This window comes from Enterobacter cloacae complex sp. P38RS, from assembly GCF_014930775.1.
GTDB classification, from domain to species: Bacteria; Pseudomonadota; Gammaproteobacteria; order Enterobacterales; family Enterobacteriaceae; genus Enterobacter; species Enterobacter bugandensis.
The window spans coordinates 127301-147142 of sequence record NZ_JADBRS010000015.1 but is presented as its reverse complement, the minus strand read 5'-3'; the positions used below and the strand labels follow the sequence as shown (position 1 = coordinate 147142).

Sequence of the window (19842 nt, the reverse complement as noted above, 5' to 3'; positions counted from 1 at the left end):
GGATGTTAAAAAGTGTTCACCATGTCCCCGAACACCTGTCTACCATGTCCCCGGACTGTACACAGGGAGAGGGTCAGGGTGAGGGCATCAGGCCGCACCTATCCTCCACCCATACGAAAATGTTATTTGCATCACAATCCAAACTGCAAATTAATGTGGATTGCATTTTTTTGCGGGAGGTAACAAAACATATCGTTGCCAACTGATAGAATTGCATCAAATAACAACCCTGAATGTTCCTATAACAACATATCTCCCGCTCACTTGTGAGGAAAGTAACATGAACCTTAAGCTGCAGCTTAAAATCTTGTCGTTTCTGCAGTTCTGCCTGTGGGGTAGCTGGCTGACTACACTCGGCTCCTATATGTTTGTGACGCTCAAGTTTGATGGTGCGTCAATCGGTGCCGTCTACAGCTCGCTGGGTATTGCGGCTGTTTTCATGCCAACGCTGCTCGGTATCGTGGCGGATAAATGGTTAAGTGCGAAATGGCTGTATATGCTTTGCCATCTGGTGGGTGCGGGGACGCTGTTTATGGCGGCCGAAGTGACCACGCCGGGGGCGATGTTTATGGTGATCCTGCTTAACTCGCTGGCGTACATGCCAACGCTTGGGCTGATCAACTCCATCTCCTACTACCGCCTGAAATCTGCCGGCCTGGATATCGTCACCGACTTCCCGCCAATCCGTATCTGGGGCACCATCGGCTTTATCATGGCGATGTGGGGCGTGAGCTTCGCGGGCTTCGAGCTGAGCCACATGCAGCTGTATATTGGTGCTGCGCTCTCCGTACTGCTGGCGCTGTTCACCCTGACGCTGCCAACCATTCCGGTATCTAACCAGCAGAAAAACCAGAGCTGGAGCACCATGCTTGGCCTGGATGCCTTCGCCCTGTTCAAAAACAAGCGCATGGCGATCTTCTTTATCTTCTCCATGCTGCTGGGCGCGGAGCTGCAAATCACCAACATGTTCGGCAACACCTTCCTGCACAGCTTCGATAACGATCCGCTGTTTGCCGGGAGCTTTATCGTTGAGCACGCGTCGGTGATGATGTCCATCTCGCAGATCTCCGAGACGCTGTTCATCCTGACCATCCCGTTCTTCCTGAGCCGCTACGGCATCAAAAACGTCATGCTGATCAGTATCGCCGCGTGGATGCTGCGCTTCGGCCTGTTCGCCTACGGCGACCCGAGCGCGTTCGGCACCGTGCTGCTGGTGCTGTCGATGATTGTTTACGGCTGCGCCTTCGACTTCTTCAACATCTCCGGTTCGGTGTTTGTGGAAAAAGAGGTGAAGCCTGAAATCCGCGCCAGCGCGCAGGGCATGTTCCTGATGATGACCAACGGCTTCGGCTGTATTCTGGGCGGCGTGGTGAGCGGTAAAGTGGTTGAGATGTACACCACCAACGGCATCACCGACTGGCAGCCCGTGTGGCTGATCTTCGCTGCGTATTCGCTGGTGCTGTTCTTCGCGTTCCTCGCGCTGTTCAAGTACAAGCACGTTCGCACAGCGCACGGTACACAGCCGATTGCGCATTAATCCTTGATGTCTTTTGCCCGGTGGCGCTTCGCCTTACCGGGCCTGCAAAAGCACGGAGAGCAGGCCGGGTAAGCGTTAGCGCCACCCGGCTATTTTATTGCAGAGAGCACCCACCCCACCGACAGCAAATCCGCGCTGCCGCCCGGACTCAGGTTTCGTTCAATCAGTGCCTTATCCATCTTAAGCAACGCCTCGCGATTCCAGCCGTTAGCCAGCAGTTCCCGCGCATAGCCCTGAACGTAGCGCAGCCCCTGAATGCCGCCGCGTGACACGAGATTACTGTCCTGATTGACCGCCATCAGGCGCAACAGCAGGCCGTGAAGCGACCGTCCGTTCCACTGCCCCAGCGCCTTACGCACCGTCGCAAAGCCGCTCTCCGCCTCGCCTCGCGCCCCGGTTAAGCCGTACTGCTGAAACTGCCGCTCGCCCGCCGTCGCCTGCCCGCTGCGCGCTGCCAGCTCCCGCGACACCAGCCCGCGGCAGATGTTACTCACCTCACAACAGAGGCTGTCCGCAGAGACATTTTTCACACGCCCGGCAGCGAAGCACAGCAGGCCGAGAGCAAAAATCCCACCCTTGTGGGTGTTCACGCCGTTCGTCGCGGCATACATCGCCTGCTCGCAGGCCAGCCCCATCGGGCGGATAATCCGCAGCTGTGCGTCAGCGGGTTTATCCGCATGCACGTTACCGAGTTCAGCAAAGCGCGAAAACCACGGTGCAATCGCCGCAATGCTGCGGACAAACAGCGCGTGGTCCATATCGCGATGGGAACCGTTGTTGAGCTTGTCCACCAGCCCCGGCTTGGGCGTCAGCTCCAGCTCCTGCCACAGCGCCGCTTCGGCAAGCGCGGGCACATCAACCGGGCGCGGTTTAGTCGCGAGCAAACCAGTCATCGATCGTCTTCTCCACGCGGGAAACTACCTGCTCAACGGGGTGATTGCGCGAACGGGAGCAGGCATGCGCGGGCTCGTCGCAGATCAGACAGCGCCTGAGGTTTGCCCCCAGCGACTGACGCCCCACGTGGCCATGCTGAGGACAAATCACGTCCAGATCCCACAGCCTGCCGAGCGGGTGCGTCTGCTCCAGTTCCGCGCAGTGCGCTTTGATTTCCGCCGCCGGATGGGCGACGCACCACAAGGCTTCCGGTCCGGTGGGCAGCCACAGCACCTGCCGGTCCAGCACCTGCCAGCGGTTCTCCCACAGCAGCTGGTCGCATATCTGGAGCGCCACGCCCATGGTGTTGCGATAGCGCAGGCTGTCCTTGATTTCCCCTGGCGTGACCAGCGTGAGGGAGATCACCGGCTGTTTATAGTGCTCAAGCATGTCAGCCTGACGGGCTGCGCGACGCTCTTTCGCCGCCAGCAGTTCCTCCAGGCTGACACCCGCCCGCACGGGTGTCGCTAAAATCATACTGACTCCTTCACCTGTCGTACGGTGTCGATCACGCTGCCGTCGCGGTAGCGGATCACCCCGACGATTTTGTCGGTAAATTCAATCGGTTTCGGTACGCCGGTCAGGGAAATCGCCCGCTCATAGAGCGCGCTGATGTCCACTACCTTCAGCCCGGCCTCCAGCAGCCGCTCGCGGATCTCCTGGCGCGCCGGGTTGACTGCAATACCGTGGTCGGTGACCAGCACGTCGATGCTCTCCCCCGGCGTGAGGCGCGTGGTGACGCGCTTGACCACCGTCGGAATGCGGCTGCGCAGCAGCGGCGCGACGACGATGGTCAGGTTGGCTGCCGCCGCCACGTCGCAGTGCCCGCCGGATGCGCCACGCATCACGCCGTCGGAGCCGGTGATGACGTTGACGTTGAAATCAACGTCAATTTCCAGGGCGCTGAGGATCACCACGTCGAGCTGGTCGCAGCTTGCCGCCTTGCTGCCGGGGTTGGCGTAGACGTTGGTGGAGATCTCTACGTGGTTCGGGTTGCGCGCCAGCGAAGCCGCCGCCTGGCCGTCAAAGCACTGGGTGTCGAGCAGCTTTTCGATAAGCCCCTTCTCGTGCAGATCTACCAGGCTGCCGGTGATACCGCCGAGCGCAAAGCGCGCCTTTACGCCGCTGCGCTCCATCTTCTCTTCCATAAAGCGGGTGCAGGCGGTGGCCGCCGCGCCGGAGCCGGTCTGCATCGAGAAGCCCGGCTTGAAGTAGCCGGAATGCTCGATCACGTCCGCCGCATAGCGGGCGATCATCAGCTCGCGCGGGTTGCTGGTGACGCGCGCCGCGCCGACGCTGATTTTCGCCGGGTCGCCCACGCTCTCGACCTGCACGATGTAGTCCACCTGGTCCTGCACCAGGCTGGCGGGCATATTCGGGAACGGCACCAGTTCTTCGGTCAGCAGCACCACCTTGCGGGCAAAGTGCGCGTCCACCATCGCGTAGCCGAGCGAGCCGCAGCACGATTTACCGTGCGTGCCGTTAGCGTTGCCAAACGCATCGCTGCACGGCACGCCGAGAAACGCCACGTCGATATTCAGCTCGCCGTCCTGGAGCAGCTTCACGCGCCCACCGTGGGAGTGAATCTGTACCGGCTCGTCCATCAGCCCGTGGGAGATGGCGTCCGCCAGCCTGCCGCGCATGCCCGAGGTGTAAATCCGGGTGATGACGCCGCTTTCAATATGCTCGATCAGCGCGTCGTTGCAGGTCATCAGCGAACTGGAGGCCAGGGTCAAATTTTTAAATCCCATCCGCGCCAGCAGCGCCACAACGGTGTTGATCACCCGGTCGCCTTCGCGAAAGGCATGGTGGAAGGAGATGGTCATCCCGTCCTGCAGGCCGCTGCGCGCTACGGCTTCTTCAAGGGAGGCACAGAGCTTGCGGTTGTGCTTCGCGTCACTGTCCGCCAGCCAGGGCGTCGCGCTGTGGGCGGTATCAAAGGGTTTCAGGTCCCGCAGATGCGGGAAGTTTACGTGGAGAAGTTCAGTCTGATTCATTGTCTTATCCTTACCGACGCACGCCGGAAGCCGCCGCGCGCTCCAGCACCACCTGCGCGTGGTTAATAATTGGTGCATCCACCATTTTGCCGTTGAGCGACACCACGCCCAGGCCGTTACGCTCGCCCTCTTCTGCCGCTTCAATCACCCTTTTGGCGTGATCCACCTCTTCCTGCGTCGGTGCATAAGCGTTGTGCAGCAGGTCAATCTGGCGCGGGTTAATCAGCGACTTGCCGTTAAAGCCCATCTTGCGGATCAGATCGACCTCGCGGAGGAACCCGGCCTCATCGTTAACGTCTGACCACACCACGTCGAAGGCGTCGATACCCGCCGCGCGGGCGGCGTGCAGCACGGCGCAACGGGCATAGAACAGCTCGGTGCCGTCGCCGCGCTCGGTCTGCATGTCCATCACGTAGTCAAAGGCGGCCAGCGCGATGCCGATGAGGCGCGGGGAGCTGCGGGCAATCGCCACGGCATTGATGACGCCAATGGCCGACTCAATCGCCGCCATCACGCGGGTGGAGCCGACCTCGCGGCCGCACTCGCGTTCAATGCGCTCAAGATGGCCTTCCAGCTCGTAGACGTCGTCCGGGGTGTCGGTTTTTGGCAGGCGGATCACGTCCACACCCGCGCGCACGGCGGCTTCCAGATCCAGCAGGCCAAACGGCGTGCTGAGCGGGTTAATGCGCACCACGGTTTCGATATCCTGATACATCGGGTGCTGTAGCGCGTGGAATACCAGCATGCGCGCGGTGTCCTTCTCACGCAGGGCGACGGCGTCCTCAAGGTCAAACATGATGGAGTCGGGGCGGTAGATAAACGCGGTGGAAAGCATGGCGGCGTTGGCGCCCGGCAGGAACAGCATACTGCGGCGGAGTTTGCTCATTTCAGCGCCTCCCAGTTGATGGCCTGTTCATCGGCGGCACGCATCAGCGCGCTTTGCAGGCGGGCGCGAATAACACAGTCCAGCGCCCCTTTGTCTTCAATAATGATTAATCCCTGGCGCACGTTCATGGCGCGCAGCGTGTCGTTGACCACCTGGCGAATTTGCTCGCCAAACTGCTTAATCACTTCACTGTGGATGACAATCTCCAGCTCGCCGTGAGCGGGGGCGATTTTCACCATCAGGTCGCTGGACTCCTGCGTTCCGGCCAGCGCCTCCCTTACAATATTCATGATAAATTCCTGATAGTTATGCGACTTCCGCACTCGCACGATAGTGTGTTTCGAGATGCGCGAAGGTGGAGTCCGGGACGATCTCCCGGATCCGGGAAAACTGCTGTGTCTTGAGTAAACGGCGCACTTCGGACGCCGAAATGGCGTTGCCGGTGGCCTTGATGCGCGGCATCTCCACCACCTCGATATGCGAAGCCAGCAGATCGTGCAGCGTCTGGTTGTACTGGCGGGTGATATCGCAAAAAGGCTCCGAGCCGATAAAGCGGTGCGTGATGCCGAGCGCCGGGGCGATGAAGTCCCGGAAGATCAGCACGTCGATCTCGCTCCACGCCTGCTGCACTTTGCCGGTCTCCTTCAGGAAGTAGGCCGGGAAGGTGGCGCGGGAGATGATGTACTGCGAGCCTTCATGCACCACCACGTTCGGCAGATGGGCTACGCCTGCGCGCACCATCTCGAGACGCGCGCTGAACGGGAAGAACGAGGCGTCTTCACGCACCACGAACAGATGCAGGGCATCGCACCGCTGCGCCGCCTGCTCCACCAGATGGCAGTGGCCGAGGGTGAACGGATTGGCGTTCATCACTATCGCGCCAGTTTTCTCCCCGCCCTTTCGCATCCGGCTTAAGGTACGGCAGTAGCGCGAGATCCCCTGCGGGGTGTTCTCCATCAGCACCGCGTTGTTCCCGCTCTGGGCAATTGGCCAGAAGCCGCTGCGGGCAAAGCGCTCCCGGTTGCACGGACGGGTGCAGAGGAAGAGGTGAAAATGGCCGCGCTCCAGCGCCGCATTTTCCACCTCTGCCAGCAGCCGCGCGCTGAGGTTTTCCCCACGAAGCTGCTCGTTGACCGCCACGCATTTGATGACGTTGCCGGCAAGTCCTGCGCAACCCACCAGCTGCGCGCCGGACCAGGCTTCGACAAACAGCGTGATGTCGTTGTCCAGGCCAAGGCCGCTGTCTGCCAGCAGGTAGCGGATCTGGCTTAAGCGTTCCGGGTGTTTCGCCACCAGCGTCTGGCGAAAATCGATGGGTTGACTGTTCATGCCGCCTTTCTCAGTGTGCCGCCGCAAGCCCGACGGCTGGCGCTTCAACAATCACGTTGCTCAGATGACCGATATGCTCGATCTCCACCTCAATGCGATCGCCCTCTTTCATAAACAGCGGCGGGTTACGCTTTTTACCCACGCCGCCCGGGGAGCCGGTGATGATCACGTCGCCCGGGCTTAAGCGGGTAAAGGTGCTGATGTACTCGATGAGCTCCGCGACCTTGTGGATCATGCTGCTGGTGTTGTCCTCCTGCACCATGCGGCCGTTAAGCCAGGTGCGGATCGCCAGGCTGTGCGGGTCCGGGATCTCATCCGCCGTCGCCATCCACGGGCCAAACGCCCCGGTCTGACGCCAGTTTTTACCGGCGGTGAACCAGGTGTGCTGCCAGTCGCGGGCGGAGCCGTCCATGTAGCAGCTGTAGCCCGCCACGTGGCGCAGGGCGTCATCGCGGCTGATGTTCTCCCCACCCTTACCGATGATCACCGCCAGCTCACCTTCGTAGTCGAATTCGCTGGAGTGGCGCGGCTTCAGCACCGGCTCGTTGTGGCCGGTCTGTGAGTCCGGGAAGCGGACAAACAGCGTCGGGGCCGGGTTGTGCTGGTCAAACTCCTTGCGTTTGTCGGCGTAGTTCATGCCCACGCAGAGGATTTTTTCTGGCTGCACGATCACAGGTAAGAAGGTAATGGCGCTCAGCGGTACATCCACCGCGTCGTTCAGGTAGCGGGTGGCCTGCGCCAGCCCGTTGCCCTGCAGCAGCGCCTTGAGGTCGCTGTAGCGGTCGCCGAGACGGCGGCCCAAATCAATCACGCCGTCGGCCTGGACGATGCCGTAGCTGCGTTTTCCCTGGTATAAAAAGCTTGCGAGTTTCATTGTTTTTTCCTGAATACTTAGACGAGGAAGTTGCCCAGAATCAGCAGTGAGACAGAGACGTTAATCGCCCCGCCGATACGGGTAGCAATCTGGGCGAACGGCATCAGGCTCATGCGGTTGCCTGCGGTCAGGATCGCCACGTCGCCGGTACCGCCCTGGCCGCTCTGGCAGCAGGAGACGATGGCGACATCAATCGGGTGCATACCAATCTTTTTGCCGACGAAGAACCCGGTCGCCACCAGCGCGGAGACGGTGCTGACAATCACCAGCAGGTTGCTGACGGTGAACGCCGCCACCAGCTCATGCCACGGGGTGATGGCCACGCCGACGGCGAAGAGGATTGGGTAGGTCACGGAGGTCTGGAAGAATTTGTACACCACCTGCGAGCCCTCCAGCAGGCGCGGAGAGGCGCCGTTGCAGAGCTTCACCAGCACCGCCATAAACAGCATGCCGACCGGCGCAGGCAGGCCAATCAGCTTGTGGCCGAGCATGCCCAGCATATAGAGCAGCACCGCCAGCAGCGCGCCGGAGGCGATAGTCGTCACGTCCGCTTTACCGGAAAACGCAGGCTGAGAGACGGTGGCATCGGCATTCGCGCGGTTAGGCATCAGCTGGCCTTCACCGGTCAGGTGTGGGTAGCGTTTACCGAGCTGGTTCAGGCAGCCGGAGATGATGATTGCCGTCAGCCCGCCGAGCATGACCATCGGCAACACGCGGCCGAGCGCTACGCCCTGGTCCATATGCAGCAGGGTGGCATAGCCGATGGAAAGCGGAATCGCCCCTTCCCCGACGCCGCCCGCCATGATCGGCAGAATGATAAAGAAGAAGATCTGGAACGGCTCCAGGCCCAGCGCCAGCCCCACGCCCATGCCAACAATCATGCCGACGATTTCACCGCACAGCATCGGGAAGAAGATGCGCAGGAAGCCCTGAATCAACACCGTGCGGTTCATGCTCATGATGCTGCCGACGATAATGCAGCAGATATAGAGGTAGAGAATGTTGGTGGATTTGTAGAATTTGGTCGTGGATTCCACCACCACGTCCGGCAGCAAACCGTAGTAGACCAGCGCGGAAGGGATAAAGGTGGCGCAAATCGCCGCCGCACCAAGCTTGCCGACAATCGGCAGGCGTTTGCCGAACTCACCGCAGGCAAAGCCGAAGAAGGCCAGCGTCGCCACCATCACCACGATATCGCTCGGCAGTTTTCCGCCCAGGCAATCAATCGCGATCAGCGCGCCCGCCAGAACGAACAGCGGCAGAGGAATAATCCCGATTTTCCAGGTATCCATAATATGCCACCAGCGCTCTTTAAGCGAAGGCCGCTGAATTTCAATCGGGTCGTGGGTAACAGAGAAAGAATCGTCAGTTGTGCTCATAATAAGCCCCTTAGTTATTTTGTGCGTTCAGCTTAGAGTCACAAAGGCCTACTTTATGTGAGGAATGGCATATTAAAAGCGAAGTTTTAATGGCAGCTATGGTTTTTATGGTTTCTTTTATTTAATGTGATTTATGCCTTATTTATTATCGTGGTTTTTATGGTTTCTTTTCTGAATTGAACGACCAAATAACATTTAACTTAGTAGCATGAAGATCTTAAGCCTTCTGGATAAATCATTTACAGCCCTTGCTGTGCAAGGGATCACAAGTTTCCCGCAAAGCGGACATCCGCATGAAAAAAGATGATATATTGACGATCTTTGCCGCTACTTTGCGTGATAGTTATGAAAGTCTCTTTCCAGATTAAGCTGTTTATTTCGCTCGTTGCCTTTTTCTCAGTGCTTTTTGTGCTGCTGGGCGGATATTATTATGCCGATGTCGGAAAACAGCTTTATCAGGAAATGAGTGCGCGCGCTAAAATACAGGCAGAAGAGATTGCGCTTATTCCGTCATTGCGTACTAAAGTTGAACAAAAAGATATCAACGCCATTCATGATTTCATGCAGAAAATGGCCGCGCACAGCGACGCCAGCTTTATTGTCATTGGCGATAATACGGGACGGCATCTTTTTCACTCCGTCTTTGCCGACAGGGTGGGCACGACGCTGGTCGGCGGCGACAATGAAGCCGTATTGCAGGGGAAAAGCACGACAACCATACGTAAAGGCGGGTTGGGCATTTCACTGCGCAGTAAAGCGCCCATTTTCAACGACGCCGGGCAGGTGGTCGGCATTGTTTCAGTTGGCTATCTCACCAGCTACCTGGACACCATTACCGTCAGTAAAGTGGTCAATATCCTGATTGCCGCCGTGCTGCTGCTGATCGCCCTCTTTGTCTTCTCCTGGTTCTTTACCCGTAGTATTAAGAAGCAGATCTTCTCCCTGGAGCCACGAGAGATCGGCCTGCTGGTGCGCCAGCAAAAGGCGATGATGGAGTCCATCTACGAAGGCGTGATCGCCATTGATAACGAACGGCGCATAGAGGTGATCAACCAGGCTGCGCGCAAGCTGCTGGGCCTGAGCCAGCCAGCCCGGGAACTGCGCGGGCAACTGATAAGCCAGGTGATCGATCCGGTCCCGTTCTTCGACACGCAGACGATGCTGGCGAAAGATACCCATGACGAGATTTGCCGCTTTAACGATCTCACGGTGATTGCCAGCCGGGTACACATCATGCTTGAGGGGTCGCTGCAGGGCTGGGTGATCACCTTCCGCGATCGCAACGAGATCGACTCTCTCAGCAGCCAGCTCAGCCAGGTAAAACGCTACGTCGATAACCTGCGCATTATGCGTCATGAGCAGCTGAACCGGATGACCACCCTCTCCGGCCTGCTGCATATGGGCCGCTATGAAGAGGCCATTCGCTACATTCAGGCGCAGTCGGAGCATGCTCAGGAGCTGCTGGACTTTATCTCCTCCCGCTTTAGTTCCCCGACACTTTGCGGGCTGCTGCTGGGAAAAGCCGCCCGCGCGCGTGAGAAAGGCGTCGAGCTGAGTTTCGACCCGGCCTGTCGGCTGGACAAACCGTTCCTGCCGCTGGGAGAGCAAGAGCTGATTTCGATTATTGGCAACCTGCTGGATAACGCCATCGAAGCGACGCAGCGATCGCCGCTCCCGCATGCGCCGGTGGAAGTGCTGATAAAACTCAGCGAGCAGGAGCTGATTATTGAAGTGGCCGACCAGGGCGTTGGCATTACCCCGGCGATCCGTGACCGGATATTTGAACGCGGCATCACCACCAAAACGCGGGGCGATCACGGGATTGGCCTGTATCTGATCGAAAGCTACGTCACGCAGGCTGGCGGCACAATAGAAGTTGCCGATAACATGCCGCACGGGACCATTTTCTCACTGTTTATCCCGGCCTCGGGAACCGTCCGGCAACTGGAAGATACCGACTATGCAACATGAACTTATCGACGTACTGATTGTTGAAGACGAGAACGAACTGGCACAGCTGCACGCGGAGCTTATCGGTAAACATCCGCGCCTGAGGCTGGTGGGGATTGCCGCGTCGTTGGCCGACGCGCAGCGACAGCTGGAGAGCAAACAGCCGAAGCTGATGCTGCTGGATAACTACCTGCCGGACGGCAAAGGCATCACCCTTATCAGCAACCCGATGCTGGCCCGCGCCAACTGCTCGGTGATTTTCATCACCGCCGCCAGCGATATGGACACCTGTAGCCAGGCCATTCGAAACGGCGCGTTTGACTATATTCTTAAGCCGGTCTCCTGGAAGCGGCTCAGCCAGTCGCTGGAGCGTTTTGTGCAGTTTGCCGAACAGCAGCGGGTCTGGAAGATTGTCGACCAGCAGAACGTGGATTCACTCTATCAGTTACAGGCGAAAAACTATCGTCTGGACAACGGCAGCAAGGGAATAGAGGAGAACACGCTGGCGCGGGTGCAAACGCTGTTTAACAGCAAGGCGGCGCACTGCTTTACGGTGGATGAGGTGGTGAGCGAGACGGGGCTGAGTAAAACCACCACCCGACGCTATCTGGAACACTGCGTGGAGGTAGGTTTTCTGACGGTGGAGATGCTGTACGGGAAGATTGGGCATCCGAGGAGGATGTACCGCCGTGCAGAAGCCTGACGAAGTATTATAGGCCCGGTAAGCTTGCGCCACCGGGCCTACGTTCAGACATTCAATACGTACCCATACAGCCGCTTAATCCCGTCCGCATCCTTCTCGCTGTAAACGCCCTGCAACTCCGGCGAGAAGCCCGGCAGCATATTAATGCCCTCTTCCAGCGCCAGGAAGTAACGCTGTACCGCCCCGCCCCAGACTTCTCCCGGCACCACGCACAGCACGCCTGGCGGGTACGGCAGCGCGCCTTCGGCGGCAATGCGCCCTTCAGCGTCACGAATACGCACCAGCTCCACGTTCCCGCGAATGTACTCCTGGTTGGCATCCTGCGGGTTCATCACTACGGCGGGCAGGCTCTCCCGGCGGAACATCGCCTTCTGTAGATCCTTGACGTTAAAGCTGACGTAGAGATCGTGCATCTCCTGGCACAGTTGACGGATCGTGTAGTCGCGGTAACGCACCGGGTATTTTTGGTAGATGGTCGGCAGCACGTCGGCGAGCGGCGTGTCGTCTTCAATATGCTGCTCAAACTGCCCCAGCATCGCCACCAGCTGCGCCAGCTTCTCGCTGCTTTCGGCAGGCGTCAGCAGGAACAGGATCGAGTTGAGGTCGCACTTCTCCGGCACGATGCCGTTTTCGCGCAGGTAGTGGGCGAGAATGGTCGCCGGAATGCCGAAATCGGTATAGTGACCTGTTTCTGCATCAATGCCCGGCGTGGTCAGCAGCAGCTTGCACGGGTCGACGAAATACTGCTCGCTCGCATAACCCTCAAATCCGTGCCATTTGGCCCCCGGCTCGAAGCTAAAGAAGCGACGCTCGCTCGCGATGACCTGCGTGGGGTGATCCTGCCATGGCCGCCCCGCCACCACAGGCGGAATAAACGGTTTGATCATATGGCAGTTGGCGATGATGGCCTTGCGCGCCTCAATGCCCAGCTCGACGCACTCCGCCCACAGCCTGCGCCCGCTCTCGCCCTCGTGAATTTTGGCGTTCACGTCCAGCGCCGCAAACAGCGGATAAAACGGGCTGGTGGAGGCGTGCAGCATAAACGCGTTGTTCAGCCGCTTGTGCGGACAGAAGCGCGCCTGACCGCGGATGTGGTTATCCTTTTTATGGATCTGCGACGTTTGCGAGAACCCGGCCTGCTGCTTGTGCACCGACTGGGTCACGAAAATGCCCGGATCGTTCTCGTTAAGCTCCAGCAAGAGCGGGGACGTTTCCGCCATCATCGGAATAAACTGCTCGTAGCCCACCCACGCGGAGTCAAAAAGGATGTAGTCACACAGATGGCCGATCTTGTCGATCACCTGGCGGGCGTTGTAGATCGTCCCGTCATAGGTGCCAAGCTGAATGATCGCCAGGCGGAACGGGCGGACCTCGTCGGCCTTTTCCGGCGCCGCCTCGCGGATCAGATCCCGCAGATACGCGTCATCAAAGCAGTGCTCGTCGATCCCGCCGATAAAGCCAAACGGATTGCGCGCCGCCTCAAGATACACCGGCGTGGCGCCCGCCTGGATCAGTGCGCCGTGGTGGTTAGATTTATGGTTGTTGCGGTCGAACAGCACCAGGTCACCGCGGGTCAGCAGCGCGTTGGTCACCACCTTGTTGGCCGCCGACGTGCCGTTCAGCACAAAGTAGGTTTTGTCCGCGTTGAATACTTTCGCCGCGAACTTTTGCGCGTGCTTGGCGGAGCCTTCATGGATCAGCAGATCGCCCAGCTTAACGTCGGCGTTGCACATGTCGGCGCGAAACACGTTCTCACCGAAGAAATCATAGAACTGTCGCCCTGCCGGGTGTTTTTTGAAAAAAGCCCCGTGCTGGTGGCCCGGACAGGCGAAGGTGCTGTTGCCCATCTCTACATACTGGCTCAGAGTATCGAAAAAAGGCGGCAGCAATTCCTCTTCGTAACGGCAGGCGGCGCTCTCCAGTTCCAGAAACTCCTGAGCTTTACCCGAGATAATTGCCGTGACGCCATCAGGCACCTCTCCAGGCTCTTGCGAGAACATAAACACCGGTAGCTGAAAGCCCGTACGCTTCAGCAACGCGAGAATGCCGCTGTAGCTTTCAACAACGCTAATGACGACTGCCGCCACATCGGTGAAATCGGTGTTATCCAGCGTCACCTTTTCACGGTGCGTAGAAACTTTGGATACCAGCTCATGGCTGACGGCAATTTTCATGGTTTTCATAAGCGCAAATACCCTCACCGAGCGGTGAGACAGGGAGGAGAAAATTCGCGCAATCATGTCACCTTTTATTTTCAGGCGCAAGAAGGAATCAGTATGCACGAAACCACCCAAAGCTAAGGCTCGCGCAGCCCTGACGTGCCATAATAATGCAATATCAATGAGTAAATAACAGGAGTTAACCGTGGTTATCGGGCCATTTATTAACGCCGGAGCCGTATTGCTGGGCGGCGTACTGGGCGCAGTGTTGAGTCAGCGGCTGCCGGAGCGTATCCGTTCATCCATGCCCTCTATATTCGGCCTGGCATCCTTAGGCATCGGCATCCTTTTAGTGATCAAATGCGCCAACCTGCCCGTCATGGTGCTGGCTACACTGCTCGGCGCACTGATTGGCGAGTTTTGCTATCTGGAAAAAGGCATCAATAGCGCGGTGGGCAAAGCCAAAAACCTGATTGCCCGACCGGGCAAGGCGAAACACGGCACGCACGAGTCGTTTATTCAGAACTACGTCGCCATCATTATTCTGTTTTGCGCAAGCGGCACCGGGATTTTCGGCTCGATGCAGGAAGGGATGACGGGCGACCCAAGCATATTGATTGCAAAAGCGTTTCTCGATTTCTTCACCGCCACCATTTTCGCCACCACACTCGGCGTTGCCGTTGCGGCGATTTGCGTGCCGATGCTGCTGATTCAACTCGCGCTTGCCACATGCGCCACCTTGATTCTCCCGCTGACCACGCCAGCGATGATGGCGGACTTCACCGCCGTCGGCGGCCTGCTGCTGCTGGCGACGGGCCTACGTATTTGCGGGATCAAAATGTTTGCCGTGGTGAATATGCTGCCCGCATTACTGCTCGCTATGCCGCTCTCTGCGCTCTGGACGCACTTTTTCGCTTAAGAGTGCGGCGAAATGGCGAGAGATTGCGCAGTCTGTAACGAAAACAACATTTTTCGTTGACGGCAACGGGCAGATCGGGTTTAATGCGCCCCGTTGCCCGGATAGCTCAGTCGGTAGAGCAGGGGATTGAAAATCCCCGTGTCCTTGGTTCGATTCCGAGTCCGGGCACCACTTATTTATAACCCTCGCTTCGGCGGGGGTTTTTGCTTTCTGAGTCAGCAACTTGTAGGTTTACCAGTAGTTACCCTCCTTATCTCTCCTCCGACCCCGCTTCCCGGTGGTACAACTGGCGTGTTTATCGCCTTTACCGCCACACAGAAGAAGAAAAACCTGACCTTCACCGATCTATTTGAGCATTACAAATGCACATATCAACTGGACAGAGCCCGACAGAGCGGCATCACGTATCCGTGATTACACCCCATCGGCTAACTGTTTTATTAGATTGATTGGTGGTAAATCCATCCGGGACATCCTGAAAAGTGACCTGTCGGCGTTCCGTACACTGCTGGAACAGGCCCAGGCTAACCGCAGTAAAGTAGGCCGAGGAACGAAGCTGTAAAAAGCGACTTCTACTTCAGACACCGTAACCACATTGCTACTATATTGTGTGTGCGTTGGCACGCATGGCTGTCAGGGGGGCGTTTATCAGTCTAAGCAGAGGCCGGTAAAGCAATTGAGAGGAACACCAATGGATGCAGCATTACTTAACATGATGCGCTCAGATGGAAGAAATAAAGCCTGGGCGGAAACGATGGTGAATATGGAAGCCAGGAAACTGGTAAATACAGCCAACACTCTGTCGGCTTTTCATCTCAGCGATAGTTTGACTCGAATGAAGTTTGTTCAGGAAATTCGGGACCTCATAGAACATCAGTTTACGTTAGCTCGTCGGGCTAAATCAGATGAAGAATGCATGGAATGCGTTAAGATTCTTAGAGAAGAAAACAGTAACCTGCTGGAACAAGCGCGTTTATTAAGAACGAAGGCAGCGAAGCTTTACGCTAAAGTCGAGTTTATTCGAGAGAATAACAAAATTATTGGGTATGTGATCTCGGCTGTTAGTGTTGTCCTGGCCGGTGCTGAAATAGCCGCAGGATTTACCCTCATAGGCACTATGACCCCTCTCGGGGTTCTTGCTGGTGCGATTCTGGTTACTGACGGGGCAAACAGCATCAGTAAAGAAGTGGCTCGCTACGCAACTAACAACACTACCAGTGAAGGGCTGGTCGCGAATGCCGCGATGTCTACAGCTGAGTTTATGGGCTTTAGTCGTGAGAATGGGTTAGGTGTCTACAAATCAATTTCACTGGCCGCTAATGCGTACACCATTTTTGGATTGTTACGGCGACCTGGTACCTGGCGACTGTTTCGTTATCTCCCTGCTGACTATTACCGAAAGGTGAGCACACTGAGCCGCCCGCAGCTTACAATGAAAATAGCGGGTTATGGCGTGAAAGCTAAGATTATTTTTGATCTGTTGTCCATCAGCGACCCGTCCCAGAATTAGTCAGCATTTTACGATAACGCCAGGATTTGTAGCCAAGTTTTGCTGGCGTTATATACCAGATGAAAGGTAGTACAATCAATAACGTGAGTGCTAGTGTCAGGCTTGTATCCTTGGATGCAAGTAAAAGAGTTAAAGCCAGTATGATGAAGGCAATAATAGTTATCCACTTCATAGCCTTAAAACGATTGGCCAGATCATGAGTTACGCTATCAAACGAACCACCGTAATTTTCAATATTGTTTTTTAGCTTTTGAATATCTCGTTTGCTAAAACCTGATTTTAAAAGTGCCTCTTCGCTGGTCATTCTGTTATCCGTCCCATAACTCACTGAAACCTGTGACGAAGTTTAACTTAATTTGGCGGATAAATCGCTACCTGACGATATTCATCAAATTTATATATATCAACGAGTTGAAGATATCTTAGAGTATACGCTCGAAAACTGACATTATTGCCCACTGCGGAACTTCGCTGGTAGCAACTTTAATGACTCCTTCGGGGCCGTTTCCAACATCTCCCGCCCTGCCCGGTAGAAGCAACATGCAGATCACCACAGGAGGCATCATGCACGATGAAATCATTAATCAGGCCCGCGAAATCCTCCCTCAGCGGCTCAACCATACCGACACATTGGCATCACAGCAGGACACCGCGTACTATCTGGCCCTACAGTGAAGCGCAATGCTGCTATTATCTATTCCCCTATCCACGACACCCTGACCACTGCGTCAGCAGCGCATGCAGTTTAGCCGGCTCCAGAGGCTTGCGCAGCACCAGATACCCTTCCTGCTCCGCCTCCAGCAGAACAGGCGAATTAAATTCGCCGCTGACCATCGCGCCGCTCATGTCCGGCAGACGTTCAAAAAGCGCTTTCAGGATGTCAAAGCCGCTTTCGCCGGATCGCAGGCGCTGGTCGCACAGCACGGCAAACGGGGTGAAGCCGTCGTCGATGATGGCGAACGCTTCTTCAGCGGAGGCCGCGCAGCGCACCTTGATTCCCCAAACGCTCATAAGGCTCTCCCAGGCTGACGTCACCAGCGGGTCGTCATCGACGACCAGGCAAGAACCGCGCAGCGGCGCATAGCGTACCGGCGCAGAGGCGTTGTTATCGGCGGGCGGGATGTCCGTCGCGATCTCTTCGCCAGCATATTGAGTGAAGCGCATCCAGAAGCGTGTGCCTTTACCTTCTATGGATTGCATCCCGTACTTCACCTTCATCAGCCTGGCACAGCGGGCAACCACGGCGAGGCCCAGCCCGTGTCCGGCGCTGTCGATCTTCCAGGCCAGTTCGGGGCGGTAGTAAGGGGAGAAGATTTTACCTTTCTCGTCATCAGCGATACCGACACCCGTGTCCCATACCTCCACCAGGCACTCGTCACCGCGCGGTCGGATGGCAACCAGCACGCCACCCTGCTGCGTGTAGCGAAGGGCGTTTTGAATCAGGTTAATCAGAGATTGTCGCACCAGCAGCGGGTCGCCCATCACGTGGATGCGGCGTTTGGGTCGACGGGTGGACAGCCTAAGTGCACGGCTGTTGGCCTCTTCGCGAAACAGCGTGATCACCGAGTCGAGCAGAGCGCCGATGTCCACTTTGGTAGGGGCAGTGAGCACTTTCCCGGATTCAATCTTGCTGAGGTCGAGCAGAGAATTGAACATCAAATGCACCGAGCGAACGCTCTGCTGCAGGTCAAGCAGCTGGGGCGTCAGGCTGTCGTCCCGGTTTCGGTGGATAATCGCTTCGATCAGAAAGCCCATGGCGTGTACCGGCTGACGCAGGTCGTGGCTGGCTGTCGTCAGGAACTGATTTTTATCCAGCAGCGCCTGCTCCGCTTCCTCTTTGGCCTGGCGAAACTGTTCTGCCAGGCGTGAGCTTTTTTCCTCAAGCAGCGCTTGCTGAATAAAGTACGCGTGCGACGTTAACGCATGGCGGTAAATGGCGAAACCGTACAGCAGGTTCAGCATCAGCACAATGAATATCAGCTCGTCCAGCCGCCAGATGATGCCGATATTCAATACTCCCCAGGAGGCGAAGAAAAAACACGTAAAGGTGCTGATGACTGGCGTCAGATGCGTCGCATTGGCGGCGACGATGGCGGCAATACTGATATTAAGGAGCAGGAAAAAGTCAAAGTTCTGCGTCTGCGGAGTAATTAAATAGAGAGATGAAATCCCCAGCCCGTGAATAAAAGCGATCTTATTTATGCGCGGAAGCCAGCGGCGCAGGACGTCCTCTTCATCATGCTCTTTCACTTCGCGCTGGTAGCGTCGGTGCAATATGCGGATCGCCACGGCACATAGCAGGTAAATAATTATCCAGATAATGGTTAGGCCAAGTTCATCGCCCAGCAAATAGATCCAGATGGCAAAAGGAATACCGACAAATGGCACCGCGCTAAAGCTGAACACCAGCCGCAAAAAAGTGTTGTTTAGCAAACGGATCTGAGCGGGAGATGAGATACCATCCTTCTGTAAGCTCTGGAAAAACCTCATTCTGATGATTCCCGCTTGCCATGCAGAAGCGTGATGGCTTCGACCCGGCTGTTAACGCCTATCTTTTTCAATATATTGCTGATGTGTTCTTTGACCGTGGGCTCAGAAATTGAAAGCTGCGCGGCGATTCGTTTATTTGGCAGGCCGCGCATAATCATATTTAAAACGTCTATTTGTCGCGGCGTTAAGTTAAATTTACTTAACTTCTCATTATTTGATTCAACGGGAAAATCGTTTCTCTCAGGAAACCAGGTCAGATTATCAAGGAGTGCACAAACGGCCCGTGAGAACATTTCAGGCGGTTCGCTTTTCAATACAAATCCGTGTCCCCCGGCGGCGTGAACTTTCTGCCAGATGTCATTATTGTCATCCCCGCTGACCACCAGGAACCGTACCTGTGGGTAATGTTGTTTTACTTCTTTGAGTAATTTCAGTGCCGTTCCGGACGAAAGCCAAAAATCGATTACCAGCAAGCGCGGCGGGCCATTATCCCTAATTTGACGGTAGCAATCTTCCTCATTCGTCACCACGCTCGCCTGCTTAAACTGGCAATGTGAAATCAGAAAATTAGCGATGCCGCTTGCTACCAATGGATGGTCATCAACGACCAACGCATAATTCTGCCCCAAAGGATCCTCCTTTTACCTTCGCATATCTGAGTGTACAGATGAATTATTATCTACCCACCCTACTTTAGGAGGGTTTTTTCGATTAGGAAAGGGAAATATATTATTCGCTGATTTGGGTAATTGAAAACATAAATACAATCAGTGAAATTAACTGATTGGATATCAAGGATAATTTATGAAAAAACCACTCATCTTTTTAAGCGTTACGTTGATGCTCGCCGGTTGCTCCACGCTAAAAACCGATCAGGCTATTCCACTCCTGCAGGCGGAGACCGCTAAAATGCTGGGGTTGGGCTCATCGGATGAAATAACCGTGACCAATGTTAATGGCGCCCAGCCGGACGCACTGGGAGGGCAAAAACTGTCTTATCGCGCTACGACGGAAAAAGGGCGTATTTTCGATTGCTCATCAATGATGATGCCGGGGATTTTAGGATCCGCCCCGACGCTCAGCGCACCAACCTGTACCCCTGTTGTCACGCATAAATAATTAACGGCAAATGAAAAGGCGTACATAAATAATGCCTTTTATATTTTCTGACGTATC

18 protein-coding genes and 1 tRNA gene are annotated in these 19842 nt (G+C 56.3%); 7 read left to right on the top strand and 12 right to left on the bottom strand.

All coding sequences use genetic code 11. The features are described 5' to 3' along the window. Positions 1-280: 280 nt before the first annotated feature. Positions 281-1537, top strand: coding sequence for a nucleoside permease (locus IM303_RS17265; protein ID WP_041908317.1), 1257 nt, complete (start codon positions 281-283; stop codon positions 1535-1537). 89 nt (positions 1538-1626) lie between these two features. Here IM303_RS17265 and citG read toward each other — a convergent pair whose 3' ends face one another. Genes citG through IM303_RS17225 form a run of 8 tightly spaced genes read right to left on the bottom strand, consistent with a single transcriptional unit; the run spans position 1627 to position 8935 of the window. Further along, on the bottom strand, positions 1627-2430 hold the full coding sequence (gene citG, locus IM303_RS17260; protein ID WP_193360128.1) for a triphosphoribosyl-dephospho-CoA synthase CitG: 804 nt from the start codon (positions 2428-2430) through the stop codon (positions 1627-1629). Further along, the gene (gene citX, locus IM303_RS17255) at positions 2408-2947 is read right to left on the bottom strand and encodes a citrate lyase holo-[acyl-carrier protein] synthase (RefSeq protein WP_193360127.1); all 540 of its coding nucleotides are present in this window, start codon (positions 2945-2947) and stop codon (positions 2408-2410) included. Before citX ends, citG begins: the two co-directional genes overlap by 23 nt. Then, positions 2944-4467, bottom strand: coding sequence for a citrate lyase subunit alpha (gene citF / locus IM303_RS17250; protein WP_193360126.1), 1524 nt, complete (start codon positions 4465-4467; stop codon positions 2944-2946). Before citF ends, citX begins: the two co-directional genes overlap by 4 nt. Positions 4468-4477: 10 nt before the next feature. Continuing rightward, positions 4478-5353 carry a citrate (pro-3S)-lyase subunit beta gene (gene citE / locus IM303_RS17245; RefSeq protein WP_028014383.1) on the bottom strand — a complete coding sequence of 292 codons (876 nt, stop codon included), beginning with the start codon at positions 5351-5353 and terminating at the stop codon, positions 4478-4480. Next, entirely contained in the window at positions 5350-5643 is a 294-nt protein-coding gene (citD, locus tag IM303_RS17240) for a citrate lyase acyl carrier protein (protein WP_028014384.1), read from the bottom strand. Before citD ends, citE begins: the two co-directional genes overlap by 4 nt. A gap of 16 nt (positions 5644-5659) precedes the next feature. Beyond that, positions 5660-6682, bottom strand: coding sequence for a [citrate (pro-3S)-lyase] ligase (gene citC, locus IM303_RS17235; RefSeq protein WP_193360125.1), 1023 nt, complete (start codon positions 6680-6682; stop codon positions 5660-5662). A 10-nt stretch (positions 6683-6692) separates the two neighbouring features. Beyond that, positions 6693-7556 (bottom strand): fumarylacetoacetate hydrolase family protein, encoded by an 864-nt coding sequence (locus IM303_RS17230; protein WP_041908312.1) that lies wholly within the window; start codon positions 7554-7556, stop codon positions 6693-6695. A gap of 17 nt (positions 7557-7573) precedes the next feature. Continuing rightward, positions 7574-8935 (bottom strand): 2-hydroxycarboxylate transporter family protein, encoded by a 1362-nt coding sequence (locus IM303_RS17225; protein WP_048998902.1) that lies wholly within the window; start codon positions 8933-8935, stop codon positions 7574-7576. Positions 8936-9280: 345 nt separating this feature from the next. On the opposite strand from IM303_RS17225, the gene IM303_RS17220 reads away from it, so the two are divergent. Next, positions 9281-10906 carry a sensor histidine kinase gene (locus IM303_RS17220; RefSeq protein ID WP_193360124.1) on the top strand — a complete coding sequence of 542 codons (1626 nt, stop codon included), beginning with the start codon at positions 9281-9283 and terminating at the stop codon, positions 10904-10906. Next, positions 10896-11588 carry a response regulator gene (locus IM303_RS17215; protein WP_047367414.1) on the top strand — a complete coding sequence of 231 codons (693 nt, stop codon included), beginning with the start codon at positions 10896-10898 and terminating at the stop codon, positions 11586-11588. The genes IM303_RS17220 and IM303_RS17215 overlap by 11 nt, the downstream gene beginning before the upstream one ends. 44 nt (positions 11589-11632) lie before the next feature. Here IM303_RS17215 and IM303_RS17210 read toward each other — a convergent pair whose 3' ends face one another. After that, positions 11633-13771 carry an ornithine decarboxylase gene (locus tag IM303_RS17210; protein ID WP_193360123.1) on the bottom strand — a complete coding sequence of 713 codons (2139 nt, stop codon included), beginning with the start codon at positions 13769-13771 and terminating at the stop codon, positions 11633-11635. Between the two features lie 181 nt (positions 13772-13952). Here IM303_RS17210 and IM303_RS17205 point away from each other — a divergent pair, with 181 nt between their 5' ends. From IM303_RS17205 to IM303_RS17195, 3 genes are all read left to right on the top strand, one after another. Further along, a complete protein-coding gene (locus tag IM303_RS17205; RefSeq protein WP_028014391.1) occupies positions 13953-14666 on the top strand; it encodes a DUF554 domain-containing protein in 714 nt (237 codons plus the stop codon). 95 nt (positions 14667-14761) lie between these two features. Continuing rightward, positions 14762-14837 (top strand) — tRNA-Phe (locus IM303_RS17200). A 520-nt stretch (positions 14838-15357) separates the two neighbouring features. Next, a complete protein-coding gene (locus IM303_RS17195; RefSeq protein WP_193360122.1) occupies positions 15358-16176 on the top strand; it encodes a DUF4225 domain-containing protein in 819 nt (272 codons plus the stop codon). Here IM303_RS17195 and IM303_RS17190 read toward each other — a convergent pair. The 3 genes from IM303_RS17190 to IM303_RS17180 all read right to left on the bottom strand — a co-directional run bounded on the left by IM303_RS17190 (position 16154) and on the right by IM303_RS17180 (position 19295). Beyond that, on the bottom strand, positions 16154-16480 hold the full coding sequence (locus IM303_RS17190; RefSeq protein ID WP_045630641.1) for a hypothetical protein: 327 nt from the start codon (positions 16478-16480) through the stop codon (positions 16154-16156). The two genes, IM303_RS17195 and IM303_RS17190, sit on opposite strands and share 23 nt — an antisense overlap. A 398-nt stretch (positions 16481-16878) precedes the next feature. Continuing rightward, the gene (locus tag IM303_RS17185) at positions 16879-18666 is read right to left on the bottom strand and encodes a hybrid sensor histidine kinase/response regulator (protein ID WP_193360121.1); all 1788 of its coding nucleotides are present in this window, start codon (positions 18664-18666) and stop codon (positions 16879-16881) included. Further along, positions 18663-19295: a response regulator transcription factor gene (locus tag IM303_RS17180; RefSeq protein ID WP_028014393.1), complete on the bottom strand. Its 633-nt coding sequence runs from the start codon at positions 19293-19295 to the stop codon at positions 18663-18665. Before IM303_RS17180 ends, IM303_RS17185 begins: the two co-directional genes overlap by 4 nt. Positions 19296-19470: 175 nt before the next feature. Here IM303_RS17180 and IM303_RS17175 point away from each other — a divergent pair, with 175 nt between their 5' ends. After that, positions 19471-19785: a lipoprotein gene (locus IM303_RS17175; RefSeq protein WP_028014394.1), complete on the top strand. Its 315-nt coding sequence runs from the start codon at positions 19471-19473 to the stop codon at positions 19783-19785. Positions 19786-19842: the final 57 nt, after the last annotated feature.

Bases quoted from the DNA above. Each gene is read 5' to 3' on its own strand.
- IM303_RS17265 (WP_041908317.1), top strand. From the start codon at position 281: ATGAACCTTAAGCTGCAGCTTAAAATCTTGTCGTTTCTGCAGTTCTGC.
- citG (WP_193360128.1), bottom strand. From the start codon at position 2,430: ATGACTGGTTTGCTCGCGACTAAACCGCGCCCGGTTGATGTGCCCGCG.
- citX (WP_193360127.1), bottom strand. From the start codon at position 2,947: ATGATTTTAGCGACACCCGTGCGGGCGGGTGTCAGCCTGGAGGAACTG.
- citF (WP_193360126.1), bottom strand. From the start codon at position 4,467: ATGAATCAGACTGAACTTCTCCACGTAAACTTCCCGCATCTGCGGGAC.
- citE (WP_028014383.1), bottom strand. From the start codon at position 5,353: ATGAGCAAACTCCGCCGCAGTATGCTGTTCCTGCCGGGCGCCAACGCC.
- citD (WP_028014384.1), bottom strand. From the start codon at position 5,643: ATGAATATTGTAAGGGAGGCGCTGGCCGGAACGCAGGAGTCCAGCGAC.
- citC (WP_193360125.1), bottom strand. From the start codon at position 6,682: ATGAACAGTCAACCCATCGATTTTCGCCAGACGCTGGTGGCGAAACAC.
- IM303_RS17230 (WP_041908312.1), bottom strand. From the start codon at position 7,556: ATGAAACTCGCAAGCTTTTTATACCAGGGAAAACGCAGCTACGGCATC.
- IM303_RS17225 (WP_048998902.1), bottom strand. From the start codon at position 8,935: ATGAGCACAACTGACGATTCTTTCTCTGTTACCCACGACCCGATTGAA.
- IM303_RS17220 (WP_193360124.1), top strand. From the start codon at position 9,281: ATGAAAGTCTCTTTCCAGATTAAGCTGTTTATTTCGCTCGTTGCCTTT.
- IM303_RS17215 (WP_047367414.1), top strand. From the start codon at position 10,896: ATGCAACATGAACTTATCGACGTACTGATTGTTGAAGACGAGAACGAA.
- IM303_RS17210 (WP_193360123.1), bottom strand. From the start codon at position 13,771: ATGAAAACCATGAAAATTGCCGTCAGCCATGAGCTGGTATCCAAAGTT.
- IM303_RS17195 (WP_193360122.1), top strand. From the start codon at position 15,358: ATGGATGCAGCATTACTTAACATGATGCGCTCAGATGGAAGAAATAAA.
- IM303_RS17190 (WP_045630641.1), bottom strand. From the start codon at position 16,480: ATGACCAGCGAAGAGGCACTTTTAAAATCAGGTTTTAGCAAACGAGAT.
- IM303_RS17185 (WP_193360121.1), bottom strand. From the start codon at position 18,666: ATGAGGTTTTTCCAGAGCTTACAGAAGGATGGTATCTCATCTCCCGCT.
- IM303_RS17175 (WP_028014394.1), top strand. From the start codon at position 19,471: ATGAAAAAACCACTCATCTTTTTAAGCGTTACGTTGATGCTCGCCGGT.